The organism is Sphingobium sp. MI1205 (assembly GCF_001563285.1).
Classification (GTDB): domain Bacteria; phylum Pseudomonadota; class Alphaproteobacteria; order Sphingomonadales; family Sphingomonadaceae; genus Sphingobium.
The window spans coordinates 539,580-564,449 of the sequence record NZ_CP005188.1 but is presented as its reverse complement, the minus strand read 5'-3'; the positions used below and the strand labels follow the sequence as shown (position 1 = coordinate 564,449).

The 24,870-nt window shown below is 62.2% G+C and carries 28 protein-coding genes; 13 read left to right on the top strand and 15 right to left on the bottom strand.

Going from position 1 to position 24,870, the window contains the following annotated elements; genetic code table 11:
- Window positions 1-78: 78 nt before the first annotated feature.
- Window positions 79-1,656 (bottom strand): lysine--tRNA ligase, encoded by a 1,578-nt coding sequence (locus K663_RS02775; RefSeq protein ID WP_062113761.1) that lies wholly within the window; start codon window positions 1,654-1,656, stop codon window positions 79-81.
- Window positions 1,657-1,797: 141 nt separating this feature from the next.
- On the opposite strand from K663_RS02775, the gene K663_RS02770 reads away from it, so the two are divergent.
- The 3 genes from K663_RS02770 to K663_RS02760 are packed head-to-tail and all read left to right on the top strand — an operon-like array spanning window position 1,798 to window position 5,620.
- On the top strand, window positions 1,798-4,548 hold the full coding sequence (locus tag K663_RS02770) for an ATP-dependent DNA helicase (protein WP_062113758.1): 2,751 nt from the start codon (window positions 1,798-1,800) through the stop codon (window positions 4,546-4,548).
- Window positions 4,545-5,087: a SixA phosphatase family protein gene (locus K663_RS02765; RefSeq protein WP_062113755.1), complete on the top strand. Its 543-nt coding sequence runs from the start codon at window positions 4,545-4,547 to the stop codon at window positions 5,085-5,087. Before K663_RS02770 ends, K663_RS02765 begins: the two co-directional genes overlap by 4 nt.
- Window positions 5,088-5,098: 11 nt before the next feature.
- The gene (locus K663_RS02760) at window positions 5,099-5,620 is read left to right on the top strand and encodes a GNAT family N-acetyltransferase (RefSeq protein ID WP_062113752.1); all 522 of its coding nucleotides are present in this window, start codon (window positions 5,099-5,101) and stop codon (window positions 5,618-5,620) included.
- Window positions 5,621-5,623: 3 nt separating this feature from the next.
- On the opposite strand, the gene K663_RS02755 is transcribed toward K663_RS02760, so the two are convergent.
- From K663_RS02755 to rpmF, 5 genes are all read right to left on the bottom strand, one after another.
- Window positions 5,624-5,995, bottom strand: coding sequence for a MerR family transcriptional regulator (locus tag K663_RS02755; RefSeq protein ID WP_062113740.1), 372 nt, complete (start codon window positions 5,993-5,995; stop codon window positions 5,624-5,626).
- Between the two features lie 73 nt (window positions 5,996-6,068).
- Complete coding sequence (gene ihfA / locus K663_RS02750) at window positions 6,069-6,368, bottom strand: integration host factor subunit alpha (protein WP_062113738.1); 300 nt, start codon at window positions 6,366-6,368, stop codon at window positions 6,069-6,071.
- Window positions 6,369-6,492: 124 nt separating this feature from the next.
- Window positions 6,493-7,461 carry a beta-ketoacyl-ACP synthase III gene (locus K663_RS02745; RefSeq protein WP_062113735.1) on the bottom strand — a complete coding sequence of 323 codons (969 nt, stop codon included), beginning with the start codon at window positions 7,459-7,461 and terminating at the stop codon, window positions 6,493-6,495.
- A complete protein-coding gene (plsX, locus tag K663_RS02740) occupies window positions 7,458-8,483 on the bottom strand; it encodes a phosphate acyltransferase PlsX (protein ID WP_062113733.1) in 1,026 nt (341 codons plus the stop codon). Before plsX ends, K663_RS02745 begins: the two co-directional genes overlap by 4 nt.
- Window positions 8,484-8,548: 65 nt before the next feature.
- A complete protein-coding gene (gene rpmF / locus K663_RS23175; protein WP_081570365.1) occupies window positions 8,549-8,728 on the bottom strand; it encodes a 50S ribosomal protein L32 in 180 nt (59 codons plus the stop codon).
- Between the two features lie 212 nt (window positions 8,729-8,940).
- Between rpmF and K663_RS02730 the strand changes: the two genes are divergently transcribed.
- Window positions 8,941-9,369 carry an MAPEG family protein gene (locus K663_RS02730; protein ID WP_062120194.1) on the top strand — a complete coding sequence of 143 codons (429 nt, stop codon included), beginning with the start codon at window positions 8,941-8,943 and terminating at the stop codon, window positions 9,367-9,369.
- A 4-nt stretch (window positions 9,370-9,373) separates the two neighbouring features.
- Here K663_RS02730 and K663_RS02725 read toward each other — a convergent pair whose 3' ends face one another.
- From K663_RS02725 to K663_RS02710, 4 genes are read right to left on the bottom strand one after another with little or no spacing between them, the layout of a single operon-like run.
- The gene (locus K663_RS02725) at window positions 9,374-10,030 is read right to left on the bottom strand and encodes an MBL fold metallo-hydrolase (RefSeq protein WP_062113731.1); all 657 of its coding nucleotides are present in this window, start codon (window positions 10,028-10,030) and stop codon (window positions 9,374-9,376) included.
- Window positions 10,031-10,069: 39 nt separating this feature from the next.
- Entirely contained in the window at window positions 10,070-10,495 is a 426-nt protein-coding gene (locus K663_RS02720; RefSeq protein WP_037465524.1) for an RrF2 family transcriptional regulator, read from the bottom strand.
- Window positions 10,496-10,547: 52 nt separating this feature from the next.
- Window positions 10,548-10,910, bottom strand: coding sequence for an ArsC family reductase (locus K663_RS02715; protein ID WP_037465527.1), 363 nt, complete (start codon window positions 10,908-10,910; stop codon window positions 10,548-10,550).
- Window positions 10,911-10,915: 5 nt separating this feature from the next.
- A complete protein-coding gene (locus tag K663_RS02710) occupies window positions 10,916-11,296 on the bottom strand; it encodes a RidA family protein (RefSeq protein WP_062113729.1) in 381 nt (126 codons plus the stop codon).
- Window positions 11,297-11,431: 135 nt separating this feature from the next.
- Here K663_RS02710 and K663_RS02705 point away from each other — a divergent pair, with 135 nt between their 5' ends.
- A complete protein-coding gene (locus K663_RS02705; RefSeq protein WP_062113726.1) occupies window positions 11,432-11,737 on the top strand; it encodes a hypothetical protein in 306 nt (101 codons plus the stop codon).
- Between the two features lie 129 nt (window positions 11,738-11,866).
- Here K663_RS02705 and K663_RS02700 read toward each other — a convergent pair whose 3' ends face one another.
- The 3 genes from K663_RS02700 to K663_RS02690 form a co-directional block, all read right to left on the bottom strand.
- A complete protein-coding gene (locus K663_RS02700; RefSeq protein ID WP_062113724.1) occupies window positions 11,867-12,454 on the bottom strand; it encodes a glycine zipper 2TM domain-containing protein in 588 nt (195 codons plus the stop codon).
- Between the two features lie 205 nt (window positions 12,455-12,659).
- The gene (locus tag K663_RS02695; protein WP_145902216.1) at window positions 12,660-13,274 is read right to left on the bottom strand and encodes a hypothetical protein; all 615 of its coding nucleotides are present in this window, start codon (window positions 13,272-13,274) and stop codon (window positions 12,660-12,662) included.
- A gap of 33 nt (window positions 13,275-13,307) precedes the next feature.
- Window positions 13,308-14,363 (bottom strand): ribonucleotide-diphosphate reductase subunit beta, encoded by a 1,056-nt coding sequence (locus tag K663_RS02690; protein WP_037465538.1) that lies wholly within the window; start codon window positions 14,361-14,363, stop codon window positions 13,308-13,310.
- Window positions 14,364-14,451: 88 nt separating this feature from the next.
- Here K663_RS02690 and K663_RS02685 point away from each other — a divergent pair, with 88 nt between their 5' ends.
- A complete protein-coding gene (locus tag K663_RS02685; protein ID WP_062120190.1) occupies window positions 14,452-14,706 on the top strand; it encodes a DUF2171 domain-containing protein in 255 nt (84 codons plus the stop codon).
- Between the two features lie 64 nt (window positions 14,707-14,770).
- On the opposite strand, the gene K663_RS02680 is transcribed toward K663_RS02685, so the two are convergent.
- Window positions 14,771-16,705, bottom strand: coding sequence for a ribonucleoside-diphosphate reductase subunit alpha (locus K663_RS02680; RefSeq protein WP_062113715.1), 1,935 nt, complete (start codon window positions 16,703-16,705; stop codon window positions 14,771-14,773).
- A gap of 527 nt (window positions 16,706-17,232) precedes the next feature.
- On the opposite strand from K663_RS02680, the gene K663_RS02675 reads away from it, so the two are divergent.
- The 4 genes from K663_RS02675 (at window position 17,233) to K663_RS02660 (ending at window position 20,858) form a co-directional block, all read left to right on the top strand.
- Window positions 17,233-17,877 (top strand): glutathione S-transferase family protein, encoded by a 645-nt coding sequence (locus K663_RS02675; RefSeq protein ID WP_062113713.1) that lies wholly within the window; start codon window positions 17,233-17,235, stop codon window positions 17,875-17,877.
- A gap of 62 nt (window positions 17,878-17,939) precedes the next feature.
- A complete protein-coding gene (locus tag K663_RS02670; protein WP_062113710.1) occupies window positions 17,940-19,460 on the top strand; it encodes a fumarate hydratase in 1,521 nt (506 codons plus the stop codon).
- Between the two features lie 73 nt (window positions 19,461-19,533).
- Window positions 19,534-19,938, top strand: a complete 405-nt coding sequence (locus K663_RS02665; protein ID WP_062113707.1) for an endonuclease domain-containing protein — start codon at window positions 19,534-19,536, stop codon at window positions 19,936-19,938.
- Between the two features lie 2 nt (window positions 19,939-19,940).
- On the top strand, window positions 19,941-20,858 hold the full coding sequence (locus K663_RS02660; protein ID WP_062113705.1) for an EamA family transporter: 918 nt from the start codon (window positions 19,941-19,943) through the stop codon (window positions 20,856-20,858).
- Window positions 20,859-21,070: 212 nt separating this feature from the next.
- On the opposite strand, the gene K663_RS02655 is transcribed toward K663_RS02660, so the two are convergent.
- On the bottom strand, window positions 21,071-21,577 hold the full coding sequence (locus K663_RS02655; protein ID WP_062113703.1) for an outer membrane protein: 507 nt from the start codon (window positions 21,575-21,577) through the stop codon (window positions 21,071-21,073).
- A gap of 414 nt (window positions 21,578-21,991) precedes the next feature.
- On the opposite strand from K663_RS02655, the gene K663_RS02650 reads away from it, so the two are divergent.
- The 3 genes from K663_RS02650 to K663_RS02640 are packed head-to-tail and all read left to right on the top strand — an operon-like array spanning window position 21,992 to window position 24,743.
- Window positions 21,992-22,720 (top strand): cytochrome b/b6 domain-containing protein, encoded by a 729-nt coding sequence (locus K663_RS02650; protein ID WP_062113700.1) that lies wholly within the window; start codon window positions 21,992-21,994, stop codon window positions 22,718-22,720.
- Window positions 22,717-23,469, top strand: coding sequence for a molybdopterin-binding protein (locus K663_RS02645; protein WP_062113697.1), 753 nt, complete (start codon window positions 22,717-22,719; stop codon window positions 23,467-23,469). Before K663_RS02650 ends, K663_RS02645 begins: the two co-directional genes overlap by 4 nt.
- Window positions 23,470-23,501: 32 nt before the next feature.
- A complete protein-coding gene (locus K663_RS02640; RefSeq protein WP_062113695.1) occupies window positions 23,502-24,743 on the top strand; it encodes an SAM-dependent methyltransferase in 1,242 nt (413 codons plus the stop codon).
- Window positions 24,744-24,870: the final 127 nt, after the last annotated feature.

Genomic DNA, 24,870 nt, shown 5'->3' with positions numbered 1-24,870 from the left:
GACGCGCTCAAGGCGCGCCATCAGTCCGAAAGGGGGTGGACCGAAACCAGAACGCTTGGGCGCCCCGAATGTTCCCGTTCAGCCTAGTGATTCGGCGATCAGGCGGCGGCTGTTTTCGATACCATAAAGTGCGATGAAACTGCCCATGCGCGGGCCTTGATCCGCGCCAAGCAGCGTCTGGTACAGCGCCTTGAACCAGTCGCGAAGTTCGGCAAAGCCATAGGCCTCGTCCTTGCCCAGGGCATAGATGATGTTCTGGATATCCTCGGCGCTTGCATCCGCTGGCAGCGCCGCCAGTTCTTCATCCAGTTTGCGCAGGGCAGCTGCCTCATTGGCTTCCGGCGCCCGGCGCTTGAGCGTGGGCGCCACAAAATCGCGGTGATAGGCAAGCGCGTGGCCGATCAGCGCATCCAGCTCCGGATAGGTTTCGGCGCTGGCGTCCTGCACATAGTTCCGCAGATAGCCCCAGACCTGATCACGGCTGGCATCGCCCATCACCCCGACCAGATTCAGCAGCAGGCCGAACGTGACCGGCAACTTGCCATCGGGCAGCTTTCCGTCATGGATGTGATGGACGGGGTTGCCAAGCTGCTGCTCGATCGCCTGATTGGGATAGTTGCCCCGGAACTGCCAATATTCGTCCACCGCTCGGGGGATGACGCCCATGTGCAACTGCTTGGCCTTCTTCGGCTCGCGGTAGGCATAGAAAGCCAGGCTTTCCTGCGGCCCATAGGTCAGCCATTGTTCAAGGCTCAGGCCATTGCCCTTGGACTTGGAGATTTTCTCCCCCTTTTCGTCCAGGAACATTTCATAGTTGAAGCCTTCGGGCGGACGGGCCCCCAGCGCGCGGCATATCTTCGACGACTGGGTGACGGAATCGATAAGATCCTTGCCCGCCATCTCATAATCAACGCCTAGCGCGACCCAGCGCATCGCCCAGTCGACCTTCCACTGCAGCTTGGCTCCGCCCGAAAGGATCGACTGTTCGATCACCTCGCCCTCATCCTCGAAACGGACGAGACCGCTGTCGGCGTCGAGCACCTCTACCGGCACCTGCAACACGACGCCGCTCCTGGGGCTGATCGGCAGGACCGGCGAATAGGTCGCCTGCCGCTCCTTGCGCAGCGTTGGCAGCATGATGTCCATGATGTCCTGATAATGGCGCAGCACATTCTTCAGCGCATCGTCGAACGCGCCCGACTTGTAGCGCTCGGTGGCCGAAACGAACTCATAGTCGAAGCCGAACCGATCGAGAAAGTCGCGCAGCATCGCGTTATTATGATGCGCGAAACTCTCGAACTTCTCGAACGGGTCGGGCACCTGCGTCAGCGGCTTGCCCAGATGCTCGGTCAGCATCGCCTGGTTCGGAACATTGTCGGGCACCTTGCGCAGCCCGTCCATGTCGTCACTGAACGCAATCAGCCGAGTCGGTATGTCCGACAGCGCGTGATAGGCGTTGCGGACCATCGTGGTGCGCAGCACTTCGTTGAAGGTGCCAATGTGCGGCAGGCCCGAAGGACCATAACCGGTCTCGAACAGGATATGGCCTTTGCCGGGTGCGCCATTCTGATAACGCTTCAGCAGCTTGCGCGCTTCTTCATAGGGCCAGGCCTTGGACGCCTGCGCGGCGGTGCGGAGAATATCGGACACGGTCATGATGCAAGCCCCTAACTCCGCATGGGACGAAATGGAACGCCTTTCCGCGCCCGGTTGGCTTTGGTGGATTGGGTCACCGCATACGCTGAACCCATCCTTTTTCCAGTTTCTCTTTTGTTCCAGCTCGCCTAAGCCGGGCAGGTGATTGAACCTGCCGCCCTGCCTGCCCTTCACGCCAGTCACGGCGGCATCTGGCTGCGCGAAGGCGGCACGACGCAGGCGGTGGCCAAGGGCACCGCTATCGCGCGCGCGGCGGAAACACCGACCCTGCTGCTCAACGCGCCGCTCACCGGTCAGCGGCTGGGATATCCCGAACTCAATGGCCTCGACCTGCTGGAGCTATGGGCCTTCATCCACCCGGCACGTTTCCTTGTGCCGACGCCCAAGGGGCTGGCCGAAGCGCTGGGGCTGGAGCGTCCCGCAGCCGAAGCGGACATACCCCAACTGCTGCAAAGCGCGACGGCTGCGCTGCTCGACACGCTCGGCTCCCCCAACTGGCTGGAGCGGGAGGGTGGCTGGACATCTGCCCAATCGCTGCACCGGCTGCGGTGGCCATGGGCGCCGCTTGTCGCCCCGCGCATCGCCCGGCCCGCAGAAGCGGAGCGGTGGCTCTTCTCCCGCCTGCCCGAATGGGAGGAAGCTCAACCCAGACCAGCCCCGCGCACGGTTTCCCTTAACGAACAAGACGTGTTGGCGCGGCTTGCGCACCTGACCGGCAGCGGCGCGGAAAGCCGCCCCGGCCAGCGCGCCTATGCTGCCGCAGCGGTGGAGAGCTTCCGCCCCCGCAAGCATCGCGACCAACCCAATATGCTGCTCGCCGAAGCGGGCACGGGCATTGGCAAGACGCTGGGCTATCTCGCGCCCGCATCCCTTTGGGCGTCAGAGGCGCAGGGCACCGTCTGGATATCGACCTATACCAAGGCGCTGCAGCGGCAACTCGATCGCGAATCCCTTCGCCTCTTTCCCGATCCGGGGATTGCGGCGCGGCGAGTGGTGGTGCGCAAGGGGCGCGAAAATTATCTCTGCCTGCTAAACCTGGAGGATGCGTTGCAAGGCGGCTTTGCCGGGCGAGCCGCGATCCTGGCCCAACTGGTCGCGCGCTGGGCGGCGTTCAGCAAGGACGGCGACATGATCGGCGGCGACCTGCCGGGCTGGCTGCCGACGCTGTTCCGGCGCAACGGATCGACCGCGCTCACTGACCGACGGGGCGAGTGCATCTATGCGGGTTGCCCCCACTACCGCAAATGCTTCATCGAACGATCCGCCCGCGCCTCGGCCGATGCGGACATCGTCATCGCCAATCATGCGCTGGTGATGATCAACGCCGCGCGCGGGCGGGAAACGGGCCAGCGGCCGCAACGCCTCATCTTTGACGAGGGCCATCATCTCTTCGATGCAGCCGATTCGACCTTTTCGGTCGCCCTGTCGGGGCATGAGGCGATCGAACTGCGGCGCTGGGTGATGGGCCCGGAAGGCAATTCGCGCGGTCGTCGCCGGGGCCTTGCCGCCCGACTGTCCGACCTCGCCAGCTATGACGAGGAAGGCGGCGAGGCGATCCGGGCCGCCGCCGACGCCGCGCGCGCTTTGCCGGCCGATGAATGGCTCAAGCGCATTGTCGCGGGCGAACCATTCGGCCCGCTTGAAGAGTTGCTCGCAGCCGTACGAGGCACCGTCTATGCCCGCGCCGCCGACATGGGTGAGGCGGATGCGGGGTACGGGCTGGAAACAGAACTGGCCGAACCGGACGGCCCGCTGGTCGAAGCAGCGCAGGAGGCCGCGCTGGCGCTCGACGGTCTGTTGCGTCCGCTCACCCGCCTCGCCAAGCGGCTGGAAGCGGTGATCGAGGATGCACCCGACTGGCTGGACGGCGCAGCCCGCGCCCGGATCGAAGGCGCGATTGCCTCGCTCGGCTGGCGCCGCGACCTGCTCGCCGCCTGGCTGGCGCTGCTCGCGCGGATCGGCGGCCCTGCGGACGCCGACTTCGTCGATTGGATGACCGTTGACCGGATCGAAGGGCGAGAATTCGATATCGGCATTCATCGCCACTGGCTCGATCCCAGCCGTCCGCTCGCCGAAACGGTGCTGAAACCGGCGCAGGGCGTGCTGATCACATCCGCAACGCTGAAAGGCGGCGGCGATTGGGACAATGCCGAAAGCCGCAGCGGGGCGAGTCACCTGCCCCATGGTGCGGAGCAGTTTGAGGCGTACAGCCCGTTCGACTATGCCGATCGCGCCGAAGTTCTGATCGTGACCGACATCAAGCGAGGCGACATAGCCGCGCTGTCTGGCGCCTATGGACGACTGATCGAGGCAGCGGGCGGCGGTACGCTCGGCCTGTTCACCGCCATCCGGCGTTTGCGCGCCGTCCACGCCCGAATCGCCGATCGCCTGGCGCGTGCAGGGCTGCCGCTTTACGCGCAGCATGTCGACCCGATGGACACCGGCACGCTGATCGACATTTTCCGCGACGATCCGCGCGCATCGCTGCTCGGCACCGACGCTCTGCGCGACGGCGTCGATGTGCCGGGCCATTCGCTGCGGCTGGTGGTGATGGAGGGCGTGCCCTGGTCCAAACCGACGGTGCTGCACGCTGCCCGCCGCCTGGCCGGAGGGGGCGCTGCCTATGACGACCGGCTGATCCGCGCCCGGCTCGCTCAGGCATTCGGCCGCCTTATCCGCCGCGCCGAGGATCGCGGCAGCTTCGTCATCCTGTCGGCCGCAATGCCCAGCCGCTTGCTGAGCGCCTTTCCCGCAGGCACACCAATCCGCCGCATGACGCTGGACGAAGCAATCATCGCGGTCAGCGCCCATTCCCGTGCTGGTCTTGGCGACGGCATGGCGCTAGGGCATCAGGGAGTCGAATCCGGCACCCACGACCTGGAGCGAAAATGAAGCGGTTGACCCTGTTGCGCCACGCCAAGTCCGATTGGGATGATCCGGTCGAGCGCGACTTCGACCGTCCGCTTAACCGGCGAGGGGAAAAGGCCGCGCTGCTGGTCGGTCAGTTCGCCCGCAACCGCAAGATGCAGTTTGACCGGCTGGTCGCCTCTCCCGCCACGCGGGTCGTGCAGACGCTCGACACCTTTCTGGAGGGCTATGGCGATCCGTTGGAGCCCCATTGGGACCGGCGCATCTATCTGGCATCCGTTGCGACCCTGATGGACGTCATCCGCGATCTGCCCGACACGGCGGACAACGTCATCATGGCAGGGCATAATCCGGGCCTTGAAGAATTGATCCTGGAACTGGTGCCTGATGACGGCGCCAGCCCTTTGCGCGAGGATGTGGAGGTCAAATTCCCGACCGCCAGCCTCGCCGTGATGGATCTGGCCATCGATCATTGGGCGGACGTCCGGCAGGATACCGCAACCTTGGTCAGCTTTACGCGTCCGCGCGACCTTGATCCGGCATTGGGTCCGGGTTCCCGCTGAAGGGCGACGCCATGACGCCCATCCATTGGCGCCAGGCTGTTCCGTCAGACGCCCCGGCGCTTTCGCACCTGGGCTGCGCGACTTTTCTCGCAAGCTTCGCCCATGACCATCCGGGGCCTGCCCTGATCGCCCACATCCAGGTGGCGCATGCGGAAAGCTATTATCGGGCTGCGCTTCATGATCCGGCGCAGCAACTGTTGATTGGCGAAACGCCGCTGGGCGCGCCGGTGGGCTATGCGATGCTGACGCCCCCGGACCTTCCCATTTTCACCGACGAACGCGACGATGTCGAGATCAAGCGGATCTATCTGCTCGGGCCATGGCAGGGCGGCGGCCGGGGCGACGAGTTGATGGAATTGCTTGTCGATCATGCTCGCCATCGCGGGGCGAAGCGGATGCTGCTCGCCGTCTATCCGCAAAATGACCGCGCGCGCCGATTCTATGCGCGGCATGGATTTCAGGAAATCGGCGAAACCACATTCATGGTTGGCGATGTTCCGTTCCGTGATCTTATATATGCGCGGACGCTCTGATCTTCATTCACCGATCGCGCGGGCAAGTGTCGCCCGAATGGTCTGCAAACGATGGAGCAACTCCCCGGACCCGTCTGTCGCTGCGGGGGACGGTTGGACGGGAACGCTAAGGCCAGGCTTTGCATCAGCCGCTCCCCCATCCTCCGCCAGCGCCTTTTGCGCACCGCGTACAGTAAAGCCTTCCACATTCAGCAGATGGTTGATCCGCCGCACCAACGCCACATCTGCGGGGCGATAATAGCGGCGGTTGCCCGAACGTTGCAGCGGACGCAACTGCGGAAAACGCGTTTCCCAATAGCGCAGAATATGCTGCGGAAGCCCAAGCTCTCCCGACAGTTCGCTTATCGTCAGGAATGCACCCTCTTCCTTTGCCATGGGCGCAATGTTGCACTCATCGGAGCGCAAAGGTCAACCATTGGAAAGGATGGTCGAAGGCGACGCGATCACTTCAGGAAGCGGCGGCGACGCGGTCCCGCATGGTCTGGCTGGCGCGAAAGGTCAGCACGCGGCGCGGTTCGATCGGCACTTCTACCCCGGTCTTGGGATTGCGGCCCATGCGTTGTGTCTTGTCGCGCAGCACGAAGGTACCGAAGCTCGAAATCTTCACATTTTCCCCGCGTTCCAGAGCGGACGTCATATGCTCCAGAATGGATTCGATCAGGGCAGCCGCCTCGGACCGTGAGAGGCCAATATGACGATTTACGCTTTCCGCGAGATCCGCACGCGTCAGGGTAGCATGACCAGTCATCGAACGTCCCCACCTTCATCCGCCGGGTTGATGCGGATGACAGTGGTAAATTCTGCGATAACCCGAGTGATTCTGCAAGATGACTCGCAAAACTATTCGAAGAATTATGCGCAAATGAAAGGGTTTAGACCCGCAGAACGCAAGCGCCCCAGGTAAAGCCCCCGCCCATCGCCTCCAGCACCAGCAGATCACCAGCCTGAACCCGGCCGTCGCGAATGGCTACGTCAAGCGCCAACGGCACCGAAGCGGCGGAAGTATTGGCGTGACGATCGACCGTCATGACCACGCGATCGGGCGAAAGCTTCAGCTTGCGGGCCGTCGCGTCCAGGATACGTGCGTTGGCCTGGTGCGGGATCAACCAGTCGATATCGGCCGTGCTAAGGTCGGCCATTGCCATGACTTCGGTCAGGACTCCGGCAAGGTTCACGACCGCATGACGGAACACTTCCTGTCCCTTCATGCGCAGTTTGCCGACGGTCTGGGTCGTGGAGGGGCCGCCATCGACATAAAGCAGCTGGTTATGCCGTCCATCAGCGTGCAGCTTGGCTGCCAATATGCCTCGCGCGCCGTCCGCACTTTCCTCACCGCCCAGCACGATCGCCCCGGCGCCGTCGCCGAACAAAACGCAGGTCGTGCGATCTTCCCAATCAAGAATGCGGCTGAACGTCTCCGACCCGATCACCAGCGCGCGATTTGCAGCACCCGAACGGATCATACTGTCCGCGACCGTGACCGCGTAGAGGAAGCCGGAGCAGACGGCCGCGACGTCGAACGCGACACAATCGTCGATGCCCAGCGCCGCCTGAACCAGCGTGGCGCTGGCGGGAAAGGTCTGGTCGGGCGTAGCGGTCGCCAGGATGATGAGGTCGATGTCCTGCCCGGTCAGGCCAGCGGCATCCAGCGCAGCCCTGGCCGCATCGGTCGCCAGGCTAGCGGTTGTTTCCCCCTCGCCAGCGATGTGCCGGTTGCGGATGCCAGTACGCTCGACGATCCACTCGTCGCTGGTATCGACGGTCTGCGCCAGTTCAGCATTGCTGACCGCACGGGCCGGAAGCGCAGAGCCCGTGCCCAGAAGAATCGACCTGCGGATCACTTGGCGGCAAGCTCCTGTTTGGACGCGACGGCTGACAGCGCACGTACGCCCGCCATGTCGGCAGCGATGCGCCGGGTGATATCCTCTTCCAGCAGCCGCGCGGCGACATGCACGGCATTGGCCACGCCCTTGTCATTCGCACTGCCATGGCTCTTAACCACCACACCGTTCAAGCCCAGAAATACTGCGCCATTATGGTTGTTGGGGTCCAGATGATGCTTCAGCAAGTGCATCGCGGGCTTGGAAATGAGGAAGCCGATCTTCGACCGGATGGAACTGGTAAAGGCGGTGCGCAGCAGGTCAGTCACGAAGCGCGCCGTACCTTCCGCGGTCTTGAGCGCGACATTGCCGGAAAAACCGTCACTGACGATAACGTCGGCCTCGCCCCGGCCGATCTTGTCGCCTTCGGTGAAACCATCAAAGGAAAGCGGCAGGTTGGTCGCGGCACGCAGCATCGCGGCGGCGTCGCGGATTTCCTCCGTGCCCTTCATGTCTTCGGTGCCGATGTTCATCAGCCGTACGCGAGGGCGTTCCAGATCGAACGCGATCCGGGCATAGGCAGCGCCCATCACCGCGAACTGCACCAGATTGCGGGCGTCGCATTCCGTGTTCGCGCCAAGATCCAGCATGACCACGTCATTAGCGCCAAGCGTCGGCAGCAGCGCAGCCAGCGCCGGGCGATCAACACCAGGCATGGTGCGCAGCGCAACCTTGGCCATCGCCATCAACGCACCGGTATTACCGGAGGAAACGGCAGCACCCGCCTCGCCCGCCTTCACCGCCGCGATAGCCATGCTCATGGAGCTGGCCTTCTTGCGGATGGCGGCGCTCGGCTTGTCCCCGGCGGCCACGACATCGCTGGCGTGCACCACTTCGGACGCAGCGCGCAGATTGGGGTGATGGTCGAGCGCGGCTTTGATCCGCGTCTCGTCTCCAAAAAGGGTGAAGCGCAGCCCTTCATGACGGTGACGGGCGAGCGCCACGCCCGCCATCATCACGCGCACGCCTTCATCCCCGCCCATCGCGTCGATTGCGATTCGCGGCTGGCTGGACACTTCAGGACACCTTTACAGGAGAGAGTGTGTCGTCAGGCCCCGACGGCAACGACTTCGCGGCCATTATAGTGGCCGCAAGCGTCGCACAGATTGTGCGGGCGCTTCAGTTCACCGCAGTTGGAACATTCCTGGAATGCTTCGACGCGCAGTGCATCGTGGCTGCGGCGCATACCGCGGCGGGACGGGGAAGTTTTCCTCTTGGGGACAGCCATGTCGGCACCTTATTCCATAAATTAGATCTGGTTAAGCGACTGGCCAGTATCCGATGGGTGCCGACGCCACAGGCGCCGCAGACCCATGCGGCCCGGGTGATCGCGAAGCCCTGCGCCTATAGCCTTTTTTGACGGACGCGCAAGTCCTTCCTTGCCCCGCAATGGCGTCCGCTTATTGTGCCGGTCAAGAAAAGGATTGGGGGGAGACATCCATGTTGTTGCCGATCACGCTGACCCTGGCTGCCGCTTGCGCGCTGCTTAACTTGTGGCTCGCCTTCCGCTGCGCCCGGATTCGGGTGGGCAGCAAGACATTGCACGGCGATGGCGGCAATCCGCTGCTGGCGCGGCGGATAAGGGCGCATGCGAACTTCACCGAATATACGCCGATCGTCCTCATCCTCTTCGCACTGGTCGAACTGGCGATCGGTTCCCCGCTCTGGCTGTGGATAGGCGCGCTCGTCTATGTCGTTGCCCGCGCGGCGCATGGGATTGGCATGGATGCTGACCGCCCCACCGTCTGGCGTGCAGGCGGCGCGCTGCTCAGCTGGGCAGTCACCGCTGCGCTGGCGGCGACAGCGCTCTATGTCGCCTATCACGCCACGCGCGCCGTTCCCGCGCCTCCCGCCATGGCCGCCCGCTAAAGGATCAGCCGAGCACCGCGTCGCCCACGAATGGGTTAGAGCGGCGCTCATGGGCGAAATTGCTCATCGGCCCATGTCCTGGCACGAAGGCCGTGTCACCGCCCAGCGGCCACAGCTTGCCGGTGATCGCGTCGATCAGCTGCTGGTGATTCCCCATGGGAAAGTCGGTCCGGCCGATAGACCCCTGGAACAGCACATCACCCACGATCGCGAGCTTGCTGGGAGCATGATGAAAGACGACATGGCCCGGCGTGTGGCCTGGGCAGTGATAGACGTCCAGTTCCAGGTCGCCCACATGAACCTTGTCGCCGTCCGTCAGCCAACGGTCCGGCTCGAACAGCTGGCCCTGGATGCCGTATTTGCGGCCATCCTCCTCCAGCTGGCTGATCCAGAATCGATCCGCCTCATGCGGCCCTTCGATCGGTACGCCCAGCTCCTTGGCCAGCACGCCCGCCTCGCCGCAATGGTCGATATGGCCGTGGGTCACCAGGATCTTTTCGATGGTGACGCCATGCTGTTCCGCCGCTGCCTTGAGCCGGGGCAGGTCGCCGCCCGGATCGACGAAGGCGCCCCGGTTGGTCGCGGTGCACCACAACAGCGTACAGTTCTGCTGCAACGGCGTAACGGGAATCAGCGCGGCTTTAAGAGGAGGCATGGTCATGCCGACGATGTGGCGAAGCGGCGCGCGCGGCGCAAGGGCCTAGCCCGCTTCCTCCATTGCAAGCGGTTCGGCCAGACTGATGCTGTCCAGCACCTTGGCCGTTTCGTCGCGCACCCTCAACATCACGCGGTGCAGCCTGCATTCCGATTCGGGCAAACAGTTGGTGCAGGTTTCATGCGCGAATCGGCTGGCGCACGGCGTCAGCGCCAGCGATCCGCGCGTCAGCCGGACGATGTCGCCATAGCTGATGTCGACCGGCGCCAGCGCCAGCCAATAGCCGCCATCGCGCCCGCGCTGCGTCGCGACCAATCCTTCGCGCGCCATTTCCGACAGGATGACCGTCAGGAACTTGGCCGGGATATTCTGCCGCGTCGCGATCTCGTTCAAGGGCACGGGGCCTTGGCGGTAGCGATCGGCAAGATGCTGAAGCGCGCGGATGGCGTAACGGGTCTTTTGCGAAAGCATGATCCCGTTATTCGCGCACCCGCCTCATTTGACAAGCCGCCGTCGCGGCGAATCAGGCCTTTGTCTTGGCCTTCGCCAGCGCCGTTTCATAGGTCGTTGCCTTGAAGCCCACGATCGCCTGGCCGCCCACGTCCAGGATCGGCCGCTTGATCATGGAGGGGTTGGCCGTCATCAGCAGGATGGCCTTTTCGGCGTCGATATGCGCCTTGTCGCCCGCATCCAGCGCCTTGAAGGTCGTGCCGGACCGGTTGAGGATGGTTTCCCAACCATGTTCCATCACCCAATCCTCCAGCTTCGCCTTGTCGACCCCCGACACCTTATAGTCGTGGAAGTTGTAGGCGACGCGCTCATTATCCAGGAAATTGCGCGCCTTCTTGATGGTGTCGCAATTTTTGATGCCGTACATGGTAATCATGGGGGTCAGCCTTTGAATGCGGTGACTTCGATCTCGATCTTCATCTCCGGCTTGATAAGGCCGGTGACGATGCAGCTGGCCGCCGGGCGTATGTCGCCGAACACCGGCGCGGTCGCCTTGCCCAGTTCGTCCCAATAGGCGGGGTCGGTGATATAATAGGTCACGCGCACCACATCGGCGAATGAAAAGCCCGCATCCTCCAGCGCCTTGCCAATGACCTTCAGCGCGTTCACGCCCTGATCGACGACGCTTTCCGGCATCGCCTTGGTTTCCGGATCCGTGCCCGTGGTGCCCGCGACGAAGCACCAGTCGCCCTGGACGACGGCGCGCGAATAGCCGACCTGCGCCTCGAAAGGCGAACCCGAGGAAATGAGTTTGCGGGACATGGACGTTCCTTGGAAGCAGTAGCGAAAAAAGGATCGGGCGGCTCTTGCCCCCTGCCGCTGCCGCTGTCCAGCGCCTTTTGCGGGGCATGGAACGGGTGCCCCGGTTGGTCGGTTGGGCAGGCAAGGAGATATACCATGAACCAGGACGACAAGGACCGTTTGCCCGACCAGATCGAGGAAAATGACGAGCAGCGCGACAGCGGAACGCAGGCGCAGGACGTCGCGGGCGATGCGCGCGTCCGCTCAACCGACCTGTCCGAGGACAGCGAACGCGGTGGACGCCCCAACCCGGCGCAGATCATTCCCGACGACACACCCGACCTGGTCGAGCGGATGGAGGAAATGAACCGGTCCGGTCGGATCGACAATGACGCCTTCGCTGGCGAGCCGCAGATGGACGATGAAGAAGAATATCTCGGTCGCACCGAGAACGAAGAATAGGGAAGCCGGCTTTTCCGGGCTTGAACGGCGGAAGATTATCGCGCCATCCTATTCTGGAGGCGACTTGCAGTAGGTGTAAATGAGACTGGCGCACCTCTGATCCGGGGCGCGCCAGCCTCTATACCATGGTTAGCGGCAGTTCAGGCTGCCCCGGTCGATCTCTCGGCCCAGCAGCGCGCCCGCGCCGCCACCGATCAGGATGCCAGCCGTGTTCGAATAGCCACGATCGAGTTGGCTACCGAGCAGCCCACCCAACGCCGCGCCGACGATCAGGCCAGTCGTGCCGTCCGAGCGGCGGCAATAATAGCGGTCGTCATAGCCGCGATAGATGCGGGTCGACCGGGTCACGCGGATCGGCTCATAGCCACCGCGATAATAGCGGTCGGGCCGGTAGCGCGAGCCATAGCGGCGATCCGGGCGGTTCCAGTCATAATTGTAAACAACCCTACCCGGACGACGCCAACCATCGCGACGGTCGTCCCTGCGATCCTCCCTGAAATCGCGACGCGCTTCCCGCACGTCCTTGCGATATTCGCGCCGGGATTCGCGGCGATCCTTGTCCCGTTCGCGCCGCGCTTCGCGCACATCCTTGCGATATTCGCGGGCGTCTTCCCGCCATTCACGGGACTGGGCAAACACCGGCGTCGCCGCCAAACCCGTCAGCGTCATCGCGCCAAGGGAAAAAGCGGCAATGGTCCGCTTCATCGAAAATGTCATGACTTGGCTCCTCTGCCATTATTATCAGGCTGTGAAGCTAAAACACCTCATGACGCATGGACGTTGCATGAACGGAACAAAACATGGCGTTCAGCGAGGGGACAGGCGGCGGCGAATGAGCTCCTAAGGCTTGAAGAGCGTGTAGGGCCGCCACGCCTGTCACTCAATGCTCGCAGAGGGTTTTTGGAGAGACAGCCAGACGTCCCTAAGCGTCCCTTTGCTTTGGCCAATATGCCTTGTGCGCTTGGCGCTCAAGCTGTCGCCTCACTTGACGGCTCAAAGGAGCTATTTCCGTTTCATATACTAAAGAACCAGAGGGACTTAACTCTGGCTGATTAGGCAACGGAATGTCAAAAAGCTGATCTGGCTTTTCTGATTGCTCTGCACCAACCGCCTGATCAATGAGCCGATTCAAGTCCACCGTCACGTTCAAATTAACACTTTTTATGAGCCAGATTATCAGCAGCACGATGACGAAATATGGCAAGCCTCGCCCGCGTATTTTTTCGGCCAGCTCCGGGCTGACCTCGGCTACTTCAGCGAGTAATTCCTCCGCGTCAGCGGCTTTTAACTTAGCTTTTTCTGCGATCAGCCTTAGCTGAGCCATCATCGCACGGGTAAGCGGAGGTCCATCCACGAGCTCAAGCTGATCATCGTGCAGGTTAAAGATGCCATCAGCTAGATTTGCCCAACCGCCGCAACGCGGACAATTAGTCCTGTTACCCTTCAAAGTGATGCCGCTAGCGCCACTGCCGCCTATAAAGTTTTCTGAATAGAATTGGAGACCGCAATGGCCACAGTGTGCAGGAACTTTCGCCATGCCGTCCCCAATACTCTAACTACTTAGACATACCTACTCCGCAGCAATCCCCGCCGCCTTGAACATATCCGGGTCCGCCACTTCATCCGCATTCGCCGCGTCGCCGCTTTTCAGCTTCTTGCGGCGGTCGAACGCGTCCCACACTTCGTTCCACTGGCCGCGCGTCGCGCCCTTTGAATATTCGGTCGCGCGGGTTTCGAAGAAGTTGGCGTGCTCCACGCCGTTCAGCAGCGGGGCGAGCCAGGGGAGCGGGTGGTCGTCGATCATGTAGATGGGTTTCAGGCCCAGCTGCCCCAACCGCCAATCGGCGATGTAGCGGACATATTTCTTGATGTCCTTGGGCGTCATGCCGGGCACCGGGCCCATTTCGAAAACGAGGTCGACGAACGCATCCTCGATCCGCACCGTTTTCTGGCACATGTCCATGATGTCGTCCTTGACCGCGGGGGTCAGGCAGCCGCGTTCGGCGCAGAAGGCGTGGAACAGCTTGATGATGCCTTCGCAGTGCAGCGTCTCGTCGCGGACCGACCAGGTGACGATCTGGCCCATGCCCTTCATCTTGTTGAAGCGCGGGAAGTTCATCAGCATCGCGAAGGACGCGAACAGCTGCAAGCCTTCGGTAAAGCCGCCGAACATGGCGAGCGTGCGGGCGATATCCTCATCGGTATCGACGCCGAACTGCTGCAGATAGTCATGCTTGTCGCGCATCTCCTTATACTGGAGGAAGGCGCTATATTCGCTTTCGGGCATGCCGATCGTGTCGAGCAGATGGCTGTAGGCGGCGATATGGACCGTTTCCATGTTGCTGAACGCGGTCAGCATCATCTTCACTTCGGTCGGCTTGAACACGCGGCCATATTTTTCGTGGTAGCAATCCTGCACTTCCACGTCCGCCTGGGTGAAGAAGCGGAAGATCTGGGTCAGCAGGTTGCGTTCATGGTCGGACAGCTTCTGCGCCCAATCGCGGCAATCCTCGCCCAACGGCACTTCCTCGGGCAACCAGTGGAGCTGCTGCTGGCGCTTCCAATATTCATAGGCCCAGGGATATTCGAAAGGCTTATAGACCTTGCTGGCTTGCAGAAGGGGCATGGGGTCGGCTCCGCGATTAATGGGTTAGCGCAACCTGTGCGGGTTCGGGGCGTTCAGACCCCGTCATTCCCGGCACAGGAGCAATATGATGGTTGATCTGAGCAGCATCAAGGAACATGCCGATATTATCGGCGCCGATGGCGTGCATGTGGGCACCGTCGATCATGTCCAGGGAGACCGTATCAAGCTGGTCAAGGCGGACAGCGGCGAAGGCAGTCATGCGGGACATCATCATTATATCAGCGAAGGATTGATCGCCGGGATTGACGAGGATGGCACCGTAAGGCTGTCGGCTACGGGCGCCAACGCTGTCCTTTTCGAAGAGGAAGAGGACGAACGCTGAATCGTTGACGGGCAATGGTTTGGACGCGGCAGGGTTAGCCGCCGCGTCCATCCCCCCCATTAGCTCATTGGCAGGCGAGGCATTCGTCATAGTCGGTGCTCCCGCCGGCCAGTTCGAACTTTGGCGCATCGATCGTATTGTCGGCTTCAACCCCGCCGGCAAAACCTGCGCGCTGCACCGATTTCGACCGCAGATAATAGAGCGACTTGATGCCCAGCTCCCACGCGCGGTAATGGAGCATCAGAAGATCCCATTTTTCCACATCGGCCGGGATGAACAGGTTCAGCGACTGCGCCTGGTCGATATAGGGCGTGCGGTCGGCGGCCAGTTCGAGCAGCCAGCGCTGGTCGATTTCGAAGCTGGTCTTGAACGTGTCCTTTTCTTCCTGGCTCAGGAAGTCGAGATGCTGGACGCTGCCGCCACGCTCCAGAATCGTGTTCCAGACGTTCGTCGAATCCTTCGATTTGTCGCGAAGGATCTTTTCCAGATAGGGGTTCTTCACCACGAAGCTGCCGGACAGCGTCTTGTGGGTGTAGATGTTCGCCGGGATCGGTTCGATACAGGCCGACGTGCCACCGCAGATGATGCTGATCGACGCGGTCGGCGCGATCGCCATCTTGCAGGAAAAGCGTTCCATTACGCCCATGTCGGCGGCGTCGGGGCATGGACCCCGCTCGACCGCGAGCTGCATGGAGGCTTCGTTCACCTTCTCGTTGATATGCTTGAAGATGCGCAGGTTCCAGCTCTTGGCCATCGCCCCTTCGAAAGGAAGGCCCCGGGCCTGGAGGAAGGAGTGGAACCCCATAACCCCCAGGCCCACTGACCGTTCGCGCTCAGCACTATATTTGGCCCGCGCCATTTCGTCCGGCGCTCGGTCGATATAGTCCTGCAGCACGTTGTCGAGGAAGCGCATGACGTCCTCCACGAAAACGGCGTCCTTGTTCCATTCGTCCCAGGTTTCCAGATTCAGGGACGAAAGGCAGCAGACCGCCGTCCGGTCCTTGCCGAGATGGTCGCGACCCGTCGGCAAAGTGATTTCTGAACAGAGATTGGATGTCGATACCTTGAGGCCCAGGTCACGATGATGCTTGGGCATCGTGTTGTTCACGGTATCGGAGAAAACGATATAGGGTTCGCCGGTCGCCAGGCGGGTTTCCACCAGCTTCTGGAACAGACTGCGCGCATCCACCTTGCCCCGGACCGAACCGTCCTTGGGCGATTTCAGCTGAAATTCGTCGCCATTATGCACCGCCCTCATGAACTCGTCGGTCAGCAGCACGCCATGGTGCAGGTTCAGCGCCTTGCGGTTGAAATCGCCGCTGGGCTTGCGGATTTCCAGGAACTCCTCGATCTCCGGGTGGGAGATGTCGAGATAGCAGGCGGCCGATCCCCGGCGCAGCGAGCCCTGGCTGATCGCCAGCGTCAGGCTGTCCATCACGCGGACGAAGGGAATGATGCCGCTGGTCTTGCCATTCAGGCCGACCGGCTCGCCGATCCCGCGCACGCTGCCCCAATAGGTGCCGATGCCGCCGCCGCGCGAGGCGAGCCAGACATTCTCGTTCCAGGTGTTGACGATGCCTTCCAGGCTGTCGTCAACGCTGTTCAGATAGCAGCTGATCGGCAGGCCGCGCCCCGTACCGCCGTTCGACAGCACGGGCGTCGCAGGCATGAACCAGAGGCGCGAGATATAGTCATAGACGCGCTGGGCATGGCCCTGGTCGTCGGCATAGGCCGCCGCCACGCGGGCGAACAGGTCCTGGTAATTCTCACCGGGCAGCAGATAGCGGTCCTTGAGCGTATCCTTGCCGAATTCGGTCAGCAGCGCGTCGCGGCTCTCGTCCGTGACGACGTCGAACCGGCGCGCCTGGATGGAGGAAGAGGAACGCGGCGCCTCCTTGGCGGGCGCAGCCTTCTTCTTTTCCGCCACCGTTTCAATCACTTCGTCGATCACCGTCGCCACGTCGCTTGCACCTGTCTGTTCGCTGTCACGAAAATCCATTCGAGCCCCCGAATGTTCCTGTTTCGTTCGATTCGGTCAAGCCTCATGATTAAGACTGCCCGGATCGGCAGCGGGCTGCACAACAGCGGATCGCATGAGGTAAAAACGCCTCTCGTCCGGAAATGGTCCGGCCGGTGCAATCACAATCTGTTGGGTAACCCCCGTTAACCCGATACAAGGGATAGTGCCACAGCCCCAAATGCTTGCAAGGGGGTAAATGACGATATGGTGACTCAGATGGGCGCGCCCCTGACTCGCTTCATCGGCAATCCGCCACACTGCATCGCAGCGACGCGCGGACTTCTCTGGCTCCCGTAAAAGGCAAGGGGGACAATATGCGAACGAAAATAAATTTCCCTTGCCACGCAAATGCGTATGAACAGGTCAACGGCCATGTCCCTTCCCACTAAAGATAGGGGGTCGGGGTACGATTATCCACAAGCTGCTGTGGATGAATATGTGGGTAAGTCCGGCTATCCTTGCCGCAAACGTCCGGTGACTCACATCCCAAGAGGAGAAGGCATGCCATGATTCTCTATTACCATCCGCTGTCTTCCTATTGCTGGAAGGCGCTGATCGCCTTGTATGAGAATGATGTGCCCTTCGATCGCGCGATGATGGAAAATCCCGGCGTGGCCGACGCATGGCTGGCGCTCTGGCCGCTCGGCAAATTCCCCGTGCTGCGGGATCAAGCACGCGACCGGACGCTCGCTGAAACCAGCGTCATCATTGAATATCTGGGGCAGCATTGTCCCGGTCCCTTCCGCGCGATCCCCGCCGACCCGGACGACGCGATCGAAGTACGGCTGATGGACCGGCTGTTCGACAATTATGTCATGGCGCCGATGCAGGCGATCGTCGCCGACAGGTTGAGGCCGGAAGAAGCGCGCGACCCCTATGGCGTGGGCGAGGCGCGGCTGATGCTGGGCAAGGCCTATGCCCTGCTGGAGGAACGGATGAAAGGAAGGCACTGGGCGGCGGGCAACATGTTCAGTCTTGCCGACTGCGCGGCTGCCCCTGCCCTCTTCTACGCGGACAAGGTGGAACCGATGCGTGGCGGCTTTCCAACGCTCGCCGCTTATCTCGACCGGCTGGAGACGCGGCCCAGCTTTGCGCGGGTGCTGGAAGAGAAGGAGCCCTGGTGGCACATGTTCCCCTTTGCCGCCGGATAGCTGGACTCTTGGGCCAATCCCTACTAGCCGCGCGGGCAGGGACAATTGGGACATAGGGCAAGATGACCGTCATCAAGACCGCCGATCTGATCGAAAGCGTCGCCGACGCTCTGCAATTCATCAGCTATTATCATCCGATGGATTACATCCGGGCGCTGGGCAAAGCCTATGAGGCGGAAGCCAATCCGGCGGCGAAGGACGCCATCGCGCAGATCCTGACCAACAGCCGCATGTGCGCGGAAGGGCATCGCCCGATCTGCCAGGACACGGGCATCGTCAACGTCTTCATCAAATGGGGCATGGATTGCCGCCTCGACGACAACAGCCGTTCGATGCAGGACGTCGTCGATGAAGGCGTGCGCCGCGCCTATCTGAACCCGGAAAACCGCCTGCGCGCCTCGATCCTGCGCGATCCCGCGTTCAGCCGCGTGAATACCAAGGACAACACGCCCTGCGTGCTCAATGTCGAGATGGTGCCGGGCAACAAGGTGACGGTTGATGTCGCGGCCAAGGGCGGCGGCAGCGAGAACAAGACCAAGTTCAAGATGATGAACCCCAGCGATTCGATCGTCGACTGGGTGCTGGACATGGTGCCGCAAATGGGGGCTGGCTGGTGCCCGCCCGGCATGCTGGGCATCGGCATCGGCGGCACGGCGGAAAAGGCCGTGGCGCTGGCCAAGGAATCGCTGATGGAGCCCATCGACATGGGCGAGTTGAAGGCCCGCGGACCGCAGAACGATATTGAGCGCCTGCGCATCGAGATTTTCGACAAGGTCAACGCGCTCGGCATCGGCGCGCAGGGCTTGGGCGGCCTCGCCACCGTGCTCGACGTCAAGATCTACGACTATCCCTGCCATGCGGCGGGCAAGCCGGTGGCGATGATACCCAACTGCGCCGCCACCCGTCACGCGCACTTCACCCTGGACGGCTCTGGCCCCGCCTATTTGGAAGCGCCCAAGCTGTCCGAATGGCCGCAGGTGGATTGGAAGCCGAGCAAGGAAGCGATCCGCGTCGATCTCGACACGCTGACGCCCGAAGTGGTGCAGAGCTGGAAGCATGGCGACCGCCTGCTCTTGAATGGCAAGATGCTGACCGGCCGCGACGCCGCGCACAAGCGGATCGCCGACATGCTGGAGCGCGGCGAGCAGCTGCCGGTCGATTTCAAGGGCCGCGTCATCTATTATGTCGGCCCGGTCGATCCGGTACGCGATGAAGTGGTCGGCCCCGCCGGTCCCACCACCGCGACCCGCATGGACAAGTTCATGGACATGATGCTGGAACAGGGCCTCGCCGCCTGCGTCGGCAAGGCGGAACGCGGCCCCGCAGCCACGGACTCGATCGCAAAGCACAAGAGCGCCTATCTGATGGCAGTCGGCGGCGCGGCCTATCTCGTCGCCCGCGCGATCAAGGGTGCGAAGGTCGTCGGCTTCGAGGATCTGGGCATGGAAGCGATCTACGAATTCGATGTGCAGGACATGCCCGTCACCGTCGCCGTCGATAGCGACGGCCAGAACGTCCACCGCCTCGCCCCGTTGGTGTGGCAGGAAAAGATCAAGCGGGAACATCTGCTGGAGAAAGCGTGACGCCTAAATCCTCCCCGTCGCGAGATGGGGAGGGGGACCGCTCGCGGAGCGAGTGGTGGAGGGGAAATGCGCGATGCCGCCAAGGAGAAAGACGGTTGAGTTCGCGCGTAACCTGCGGCGAGTGATGTCTCCGCCAGAGGTCGCGTTGTGGCAGTGGTTGCGCTCGCGCCCACAAGGTATGAAGTTTAGAAGGCAGCATCCCGCCGGACTGTATGTGCTGGATTTCTACTGCGCCTCCGCTCGACTCGCGGTCGAGGTGGACGGGAGCAGTCACGATCAAACCAGCCAGATCGCGCAGGACGAGCGCCGGGATGCATGGCTGAAAGCGCAGGGCATCTGGATGCTAAGGGTCAAAGCAGCCGATGTTCTCCACGATCTCGATAATGTGATGCTGCACATTCTTCACCACTGTCGCGCCCTTCCCCTCCACCAGCCTGCGGCTGGTCCCCCTCCCCATGCCAAGCACGGGGAGGATTGAGAGTGATCACATCATCCGTCTGGCTCCCGGCCACCCTCTTGGCTGGCGCAACGCAGGCCTGGCGCACGGCCATTCAGCGCCGCGTCAGCCACCGCCTGTCGGTCAACGCCGCCGGGCTGGTGCGCTATCTGTACGGTCTGCCATTTGCGCTGGGCTTGCTGGGCGGTTACCGGCTGCTCGTTCCGGGGCCGCTGCCTAGCGCCGACCCCTTGTTTCTGCTTTTCTGCCTGGGCGGCGGGCTGGCGCAGATTATCGCCACCAATCTGCTGATCCTGGCCTTTGCCCATCGAAACTTCGTCGTGGGCACCGCCTATTCAAAGACCGAAGCGGTGCAGGGCGCCGCCCTGTCCTTCCTGCTGATGGGCGAACGGCTCAATCCACTCGCCTGGACCGGGATCGGCTGCGGCGTCATCGGCGTGATGCTGCTGTCCACCGGGGGCAAGCGCATGGGTCCGGCGGACTTCATGAAAGCGCTGGGCCAGCCCGCCGCGCTCACCGGCATCGCGTCCGGCTTCTTCTTTGCCCTCACGGCCGTCGCGATCCGCCGCGCAACGCAGGAGGTCGGCGGCAGCGATCCCATCCTGGCCGCGCTGATCGTGCTCGTCGTTACTGTCGCGCTGCAAACGCTGATGCAAGGTGGCTATCTGTTGGCGCGAGAAGCCGGTGAGTTGCGCAAGGTACTGGCGACCTGGCGCGTATCCGGCCAGGTCGGGCTTTTGTCCGCGCTTGGTTCGGCCTGCTGGTTCACGGGCTTTGCCACCGCGCCCGTGGCGCTGGTTCGGATCGTCGGCCAGATAGAGGTCGCCTTCACCCTGGGTTTCGGCCATTTCTATCTGGGGGAAAGGATGAGCCGTAGCGAAGTGGCCGGGCTTCTGCTGGTCGTTGGCGGCGTGGTGCTGGCGCTGGCGGGCGCGCTATAGCCAAACCTAATCCCCACCCGATATTTTCACGCGAGAACGCCGAAGGCTCCAACGGCTCGCATCGTATCTAAACCGATCCCAACCTCAAGATGCGAGAAGTGCGGCGGTCGATAGCCGAGCCCGCCGCGCCTCCGCGTGAAAATCAAGAATCCTGACACGAAAAAGGGCGGCCCCGAAGGACCGCCCTCTCAACGTTTCAGATCCGCGAAGGATTAGAAACGGAAGCCGATGCCGACCACGCCAGCGTCACGGCTGCCATTGTCTTCATACTCGGTGCGCTGATATTCAGCCGAGATGTAGGTGTTGCCGTTGATGGCATATTCCAGACCACCGCCGAAACGGACGCCTTCGAGAGCGAAGCCCAGATTGCTGTTCGACGCTTCGAGACGGGTGCTGGCATAGCCAACCTTGCCGAACGCCAGAACCTGCGGGGTCAGGATGTAGCCCAGGCGCACCGAAGCGGCCAGGTCGCGGCTGACTTCCGTGCCCGCAGAATCAACGCTGCTGTCGCCCAGGGTCACTTCGGGACCGAAGGTCACGTTCGGGGTCAGGGCGATGTCATAGCCAGCGCTCACGCCGTAGCTCACGCCTTCGTTGCCGAGGTTGTCATAACCAACGGTCACGCCAGCGCGGGGGCCGGTGAAGGGAGCAGCGTCCTGAGCGAACGCGGGGGCCGCAACAGCGGCAGCAGCAATGGCTGCGAAAATCACAGTCTTCATAAAGTCCTCATGCAATAAGGAGTACATTATCCAAGGATTGGATGGCACTCTCGATATAGGACAGGAATTTCGTTGAAGCTCTAATGCTTCGAGGATCACTATGAAGTGATGCTCTTTACTCCATCCCTGCTTGCCACGATCTTGCGCCGTGGACAGTGGCGCATATGGTAGCCTTCGTTCCGCGTTGCAACATCGTCATGAAGATTAATCAAGAATGATGCACTTTCGCAACAGTCGATCCAAACACTGCGAGACGCAGCGCATTTTCACCGACTTTTCGACCAGCCGGAACTGCTCATCTGCGCTTATCAGCCCCGATTATGGCCAGAAGATGAACGGGTTAATTTGTTTCGATACCGTTCGGACATGGCGATGATTTTTGACCGGCTTGATGCAAAAGGGTAACAGTGCGCCATGGTCGGTCCTTCGTCCCATGTCGCCCCGCCGACGTCGATCGTGCTCCGACACCGCTGGCCGGTGCGATTGTGGCACTGGCTCAACGCCCTCCTGCTTTACGTTCTTTTCACCAGCGGCCTTGGCATCTTCAATGCCCATCCCCGGCTCTACTGGGGACAATATGGGGCGAATTTCGACCATGCCTGGCTGCAACTGGAGCGTTTCGGCGGCTGGATCACCCTGCCCGGCCATTATGATCTCGCCATGTCCCGGCACTGGCATCTGGCGGCTGCGCCTGTTTTCGCCTTCGCCCTTCTCGCCTACATGCTCTGGGCGCTGCTGAAGGGGCACATCGCGCGCGATCTTGCTTTCCGTCGGGAAGACCTCGCCCCGCGCCATATCTTGCGGGACATCGTCAATCACGCCCGATTACGCTTTCCAACCGGTGAAGCGGCCCTGCGCTACAATGTGCTGCAAAAGGCGAGCTATATCGCCATCATCTTCGTCGCGCTTCCGCTGCTCATCCTGACCGGGTTGACCATGTCGCCTGGCATGAACGCCGCATGGCCCTGGCTGGTCGATCTGTTCGGCGGGCGGCAGTCGGCCCGGTCGATCCATTTCATCATGGCCTTTGCACTGGCCACCTTTTTCCTTGTCCATATCATCATGGTGCTGCTCGCCGGGCCAGTCAATGAACTGCGTTCCATGATCACTGGCCGTTACCGGCTGCCAAAGGAACGGCCATGAGCCTGATCTTCGACCGCCGCACTCTACTGCTCGGCACGGCCGCCATGCTAGCGGGCTGCGACCGGCTGGCGCGGAATGAAAGCGTGCGCGAGGCGCTTTTTTCCGCGGAGAATTTCCATAAATGGGCGCAGCGCAGCCTGATGACGCGCGACGCGATGGCGCGCGAGTTCCGGCCCGACCAGATTTCGCCGATTTTCCGCTCCAACGGCACCGCCAACCCCAACACCCCGGAATATCGGGCGCTGTGGCGCACCGACTTTGCCGACTGGCGGCTGAAGGTCACGGGGCTGGTCGATCGCCCGCTCTCCCTGTCGCTCGCCCAGTTGCGTAGCCTGCCCCATCGCGAACAGATCACCCGCCACGATTGCGTCGAAGGATGGAGCGCCATCGGCAAGTGGCGCGGCGTGCCGCTGGCGCTTGTCCTCGACGCGGCGCGCATGAACAGCCGGGCGCGCTATATCCTGTTTCACTGCGCCGACTTCATGGGTGACGGGCGGCCCTATTATGAAAGCATCGACCTGATCGACGCCTTTCATCCCCAGACGGTCCTCGCCTTCGCGCTCAACGATCGGCCGCTCACGGTCGCCAACGGCGCGCCGCTGCGACTGCGGGTCGAACGCCAGCTTGGGTACAAGCAGGCCAAATATCTGATGGAGATAAAGGCCGTCGACAGCCTCTCCGGTATTGGCGATGGCAAGGGCGGCTATTGGGAGGACCGTGCAGGATATGATTGGTATGCAGGCATTTGACGGACGCGAAATGACCTGACAGGTTGCCGCCCATGAAAATGTTCGATCGGGTCATCAAGCGGTTGGTCTCGCGGGGGCAACTGACCATCATCTATCATGACGGCAGGAAAGTGACGGTCGGCGCGCCCGACCCGGCCTTCCCGTCGCTTGCCCTGAAGTTCCACGACGCCCGCGTGCCGCTGGACATCATCAAGGATCCGCGGCTGGGCATGGCCGAAGCCTTTATCGACGGGCGCGTCGGTATCGAGGGGGGCGGCATCATGGAGCTGATCTCGATGATCCGCGCCAACAACAGTTGGGAAAGCGGCAAGTCGATCAGCGACATGGGCGCGCTCAAGCGTGGCTTCAAATCGATCCGGCAGACGCTCTGGCGCGCCAATCATCGCGCGCGGTCTAAGGCGAATGTCGCGCATCATTATGACCTGTCGGGCGCGCTCTACGCGCTCTTCCTCGACCGCGACCGCCAATATAGCTGTGCCTATTGGCCGGACGCCGACAATGAAGCCGGGATCAGCCTGGAACAGGCGCAGGAGGACAAGAAGGCGCATATCGCGGCCAAGCTGCACTTGAAACCGGGCATGAAGGTGCTGGACATCGGCTGCGGCTGGGGCGGGATGGCGCTGTACCTGCACCGCACCTGCGGCGTCGATGTGACCGGCATCACCCTGTCGGAGGAACAGTTGAAGATCGCGCGCCAGCGGGCGCAGGACGCTGGCGTCGCCGACCATGTCCGTTTCGAACTGATCGATTATCGCGACATCGAAGGGCCGTTCGACCGCATCGTGTCGGTCGGCATGTTCGAACATGTCGGCACCGCGCACTACCGCACCTTCTTCGACAAATGCACACAATTGCTGACGCGCGACGGCGTGATGCTGGTCCACACGATCGGCCGTGTTGGCGGGCCGGGGATCACCGACGCCTTCACCCAGAAATATATATTCCCCGGCGGCTATATCCCCGCGCTTTCCGAAATGATCCAGGGCAGCGAGGGTACGCGGCTGATGGTCACCGATGTGGAGGTGCTGCGTATCCATTACGGCCTCACCATCCGGCAATGGTATGCCCGCGCTATGGCGCGCCGCGCCGACATCATCGCCCTGTATGACGAACGATTCTTCCGCCTGTGGACTTTTTACCTCGCCGGGGCCGCGACGGTGTTCGAACATGGCAGCATGGTGAATTACCAGGTGCAATATGTGCGCGACCGCCGCGCCCTGCCGATCACCCGCGACTATATCGCGGAAGCCGAAGAGGCGCTGCGGGGCAAGTAACACCTCGTCCCGTAGCCCGGCAAACGCTTAACGCCACCTGACAACGCCGTTCCCGGACGGTTCAGTCACGCGCGCGCATCTTCCCTCCCGTGGCCCCGCTTTACGCCGATGCGTCGGGGTGCAAGTG

Coding starts and splice junctions, on each gene's coding strand:
- K663_RS02680 (WP_062113715.1), bottom strand. CDS start 16,705: ATGGATTTTCGTGACAGCGAACAGACAGGTGCAAGCGACGTGGCGACG.
- rpmF (WP_081570365.1), bottom strand. CDS start 8,728: ATGGCTGTCCCCAAGAGGAAAACTTCCCCGTCCCGCCGCGGTATGCGC.
- K663_RS02645 (WP_062113697.1), top strand. CDS start 22,717: ATGAGCCTGATCTTCGACCGCCGCACTCTACTGCTCGGCACGGCCGCC.
- K663_RS02650 (WP_062113700.1), top strand. CDS start 21,992: ATGGTCGGTCCTTCGTCCCATGTCGCCCCGCCGACGTCGATCGTGCTC.
- K663_RS02710 (WP_062113729.1), bottom strand. CDS start 11,296: ATGTCCCGCAAACTCATTTCCTCGGGTTCGCCTTTCGAGGCGCAGGTC.
- K663_RS02760 (WP_062113752.1), top strand. CDS start 5,099: ATGACGCCCATCCATTGGCGCCAGGCTGTTCCGTCAGACGCCCCGGCG.
- ihfA (WP_062113738.1), bottom strand. CDS start 6,368: ATGACTGGTCATGCTACCCTGACGCGTGCGGATCTCGCGGAAAGCGTA.
- K663_RS02705 (WP_062113726.1), top strand. CDS start 11,432: ATGAACCAGGACGACAAGGACCGTTTGCCCGACCAGATCGAGGAAAAT.
- K663_RS02775 (WP_062113761.1), bottom strand. CDS start 1,656: ATGACCGTGTCCGATATTCTCCGCACCGCCGCGCAGGCGTCCAAGGCC.
- K663_RS02670 (WP_062113710.1), top strand. CDS start 17,940: ATGACCGTCATCAAGACCGCCGATCTGATCGAAAGCGTCGCCGACGCT.
- K663_RS02665 (WP_062113707.1), top strand. CDS start 19,534: ATGCCGCCAAGGAGAAAGACGGTTGAGTTCGCGCGTAACCTGCGGCGA.
- K663_RS02655 (WP_062113703.1), bottom strand. CDS start 21,577: ATGAAGACTGTGATTTTCGCAGCCATTGCTGCTGCCGCTGTTGCGGCC.
- K663_RS02690 (WP_037465538.1), bottom strand. CDS start 14,363: ATGCCCCTTCTGCAAGCCAGCAAGGTCTATAAGCCTTTCGAATATCCC.
- K663_RS02765 (WP_062113755.1), top strand. CDS start 4,545: ATGAAGCGGTTGACCCTGTTGCGCCACGCCAAGTCCGATTGGGATGAT.
- K663_RS02700 (WP_062113724.1), bottom strand. CDS start 12,454: ATGACATTTTCGATGAAGCGGACCATTGCCGCTTTTTCCCTTGGCGCG.
- K663_RS02725 (WP_062113731.1), bottom strand. CDS start 10,030: ATGACCATGCCTCCTCTTAAAGCCGCGCTGATTCCCGTTACGCCGTTG.
- plsX (WP_062113733.1), bottom strand. CDS start 8,483: ATGGGCGGGGATGAAGGCGTGCGCGTGATGATGGCGGGCGTGGCGCTC.
- K663_RS02640 (WP_062113695.1), top strand. CDS start 23,502: ATGAAAATGTTCGATCGGGTCATCAAGCGGTTGGTCTCGCGGGGGCAA.
- K663_RS02695 (WP_145902216.1), bottom strand. CDS start 13,274: ATGGCGAAAGTTCCTGCACACTGTGGCCATTGCGGTCTCCAATTCTAT.
- K663_RS02675 (WP_062113713.1), top strand. CDS start 17,233: ATGATTCTCTATTACCATCCGCTGTCTTCCTATTGCTGGAAGGCGCTG.
- K663_RS02720 (WP_037465524.1), bottom strand. CDS start 10,495: ATGCTTTCGCAAAAGACCCGTTACGCCATCCGCGCGCTTCAGCATCTT.
- K663_RS02715 (WP_037465527.1), bottom strand. CDS start 10,910: ATGATTACCATGTACGGCATCAAAAATTGCGACACCATCAAGAAGGCG.
- K663_RS02730 (WP_062120194.1), top strand. CDS start 8,941: ATGTTGTTGCCGATCACGCTGACCCTGGCTGCCGCTTGCGCGCTGCTT.
- K663_RS02755 (WP_062113740.1), bottom strand. CDS start 5,995: ATGGCAAAGGAAGAGGGTGCATTCCTGACGATAAGCGAACTGTCGGGA.
- K663_RS02685 (WP_062120190.1), top strand. CDS start 14,452: ATGGTTGATCTGAGCAGCATCAAGGAACATGCCGATATTATCGGCGCC.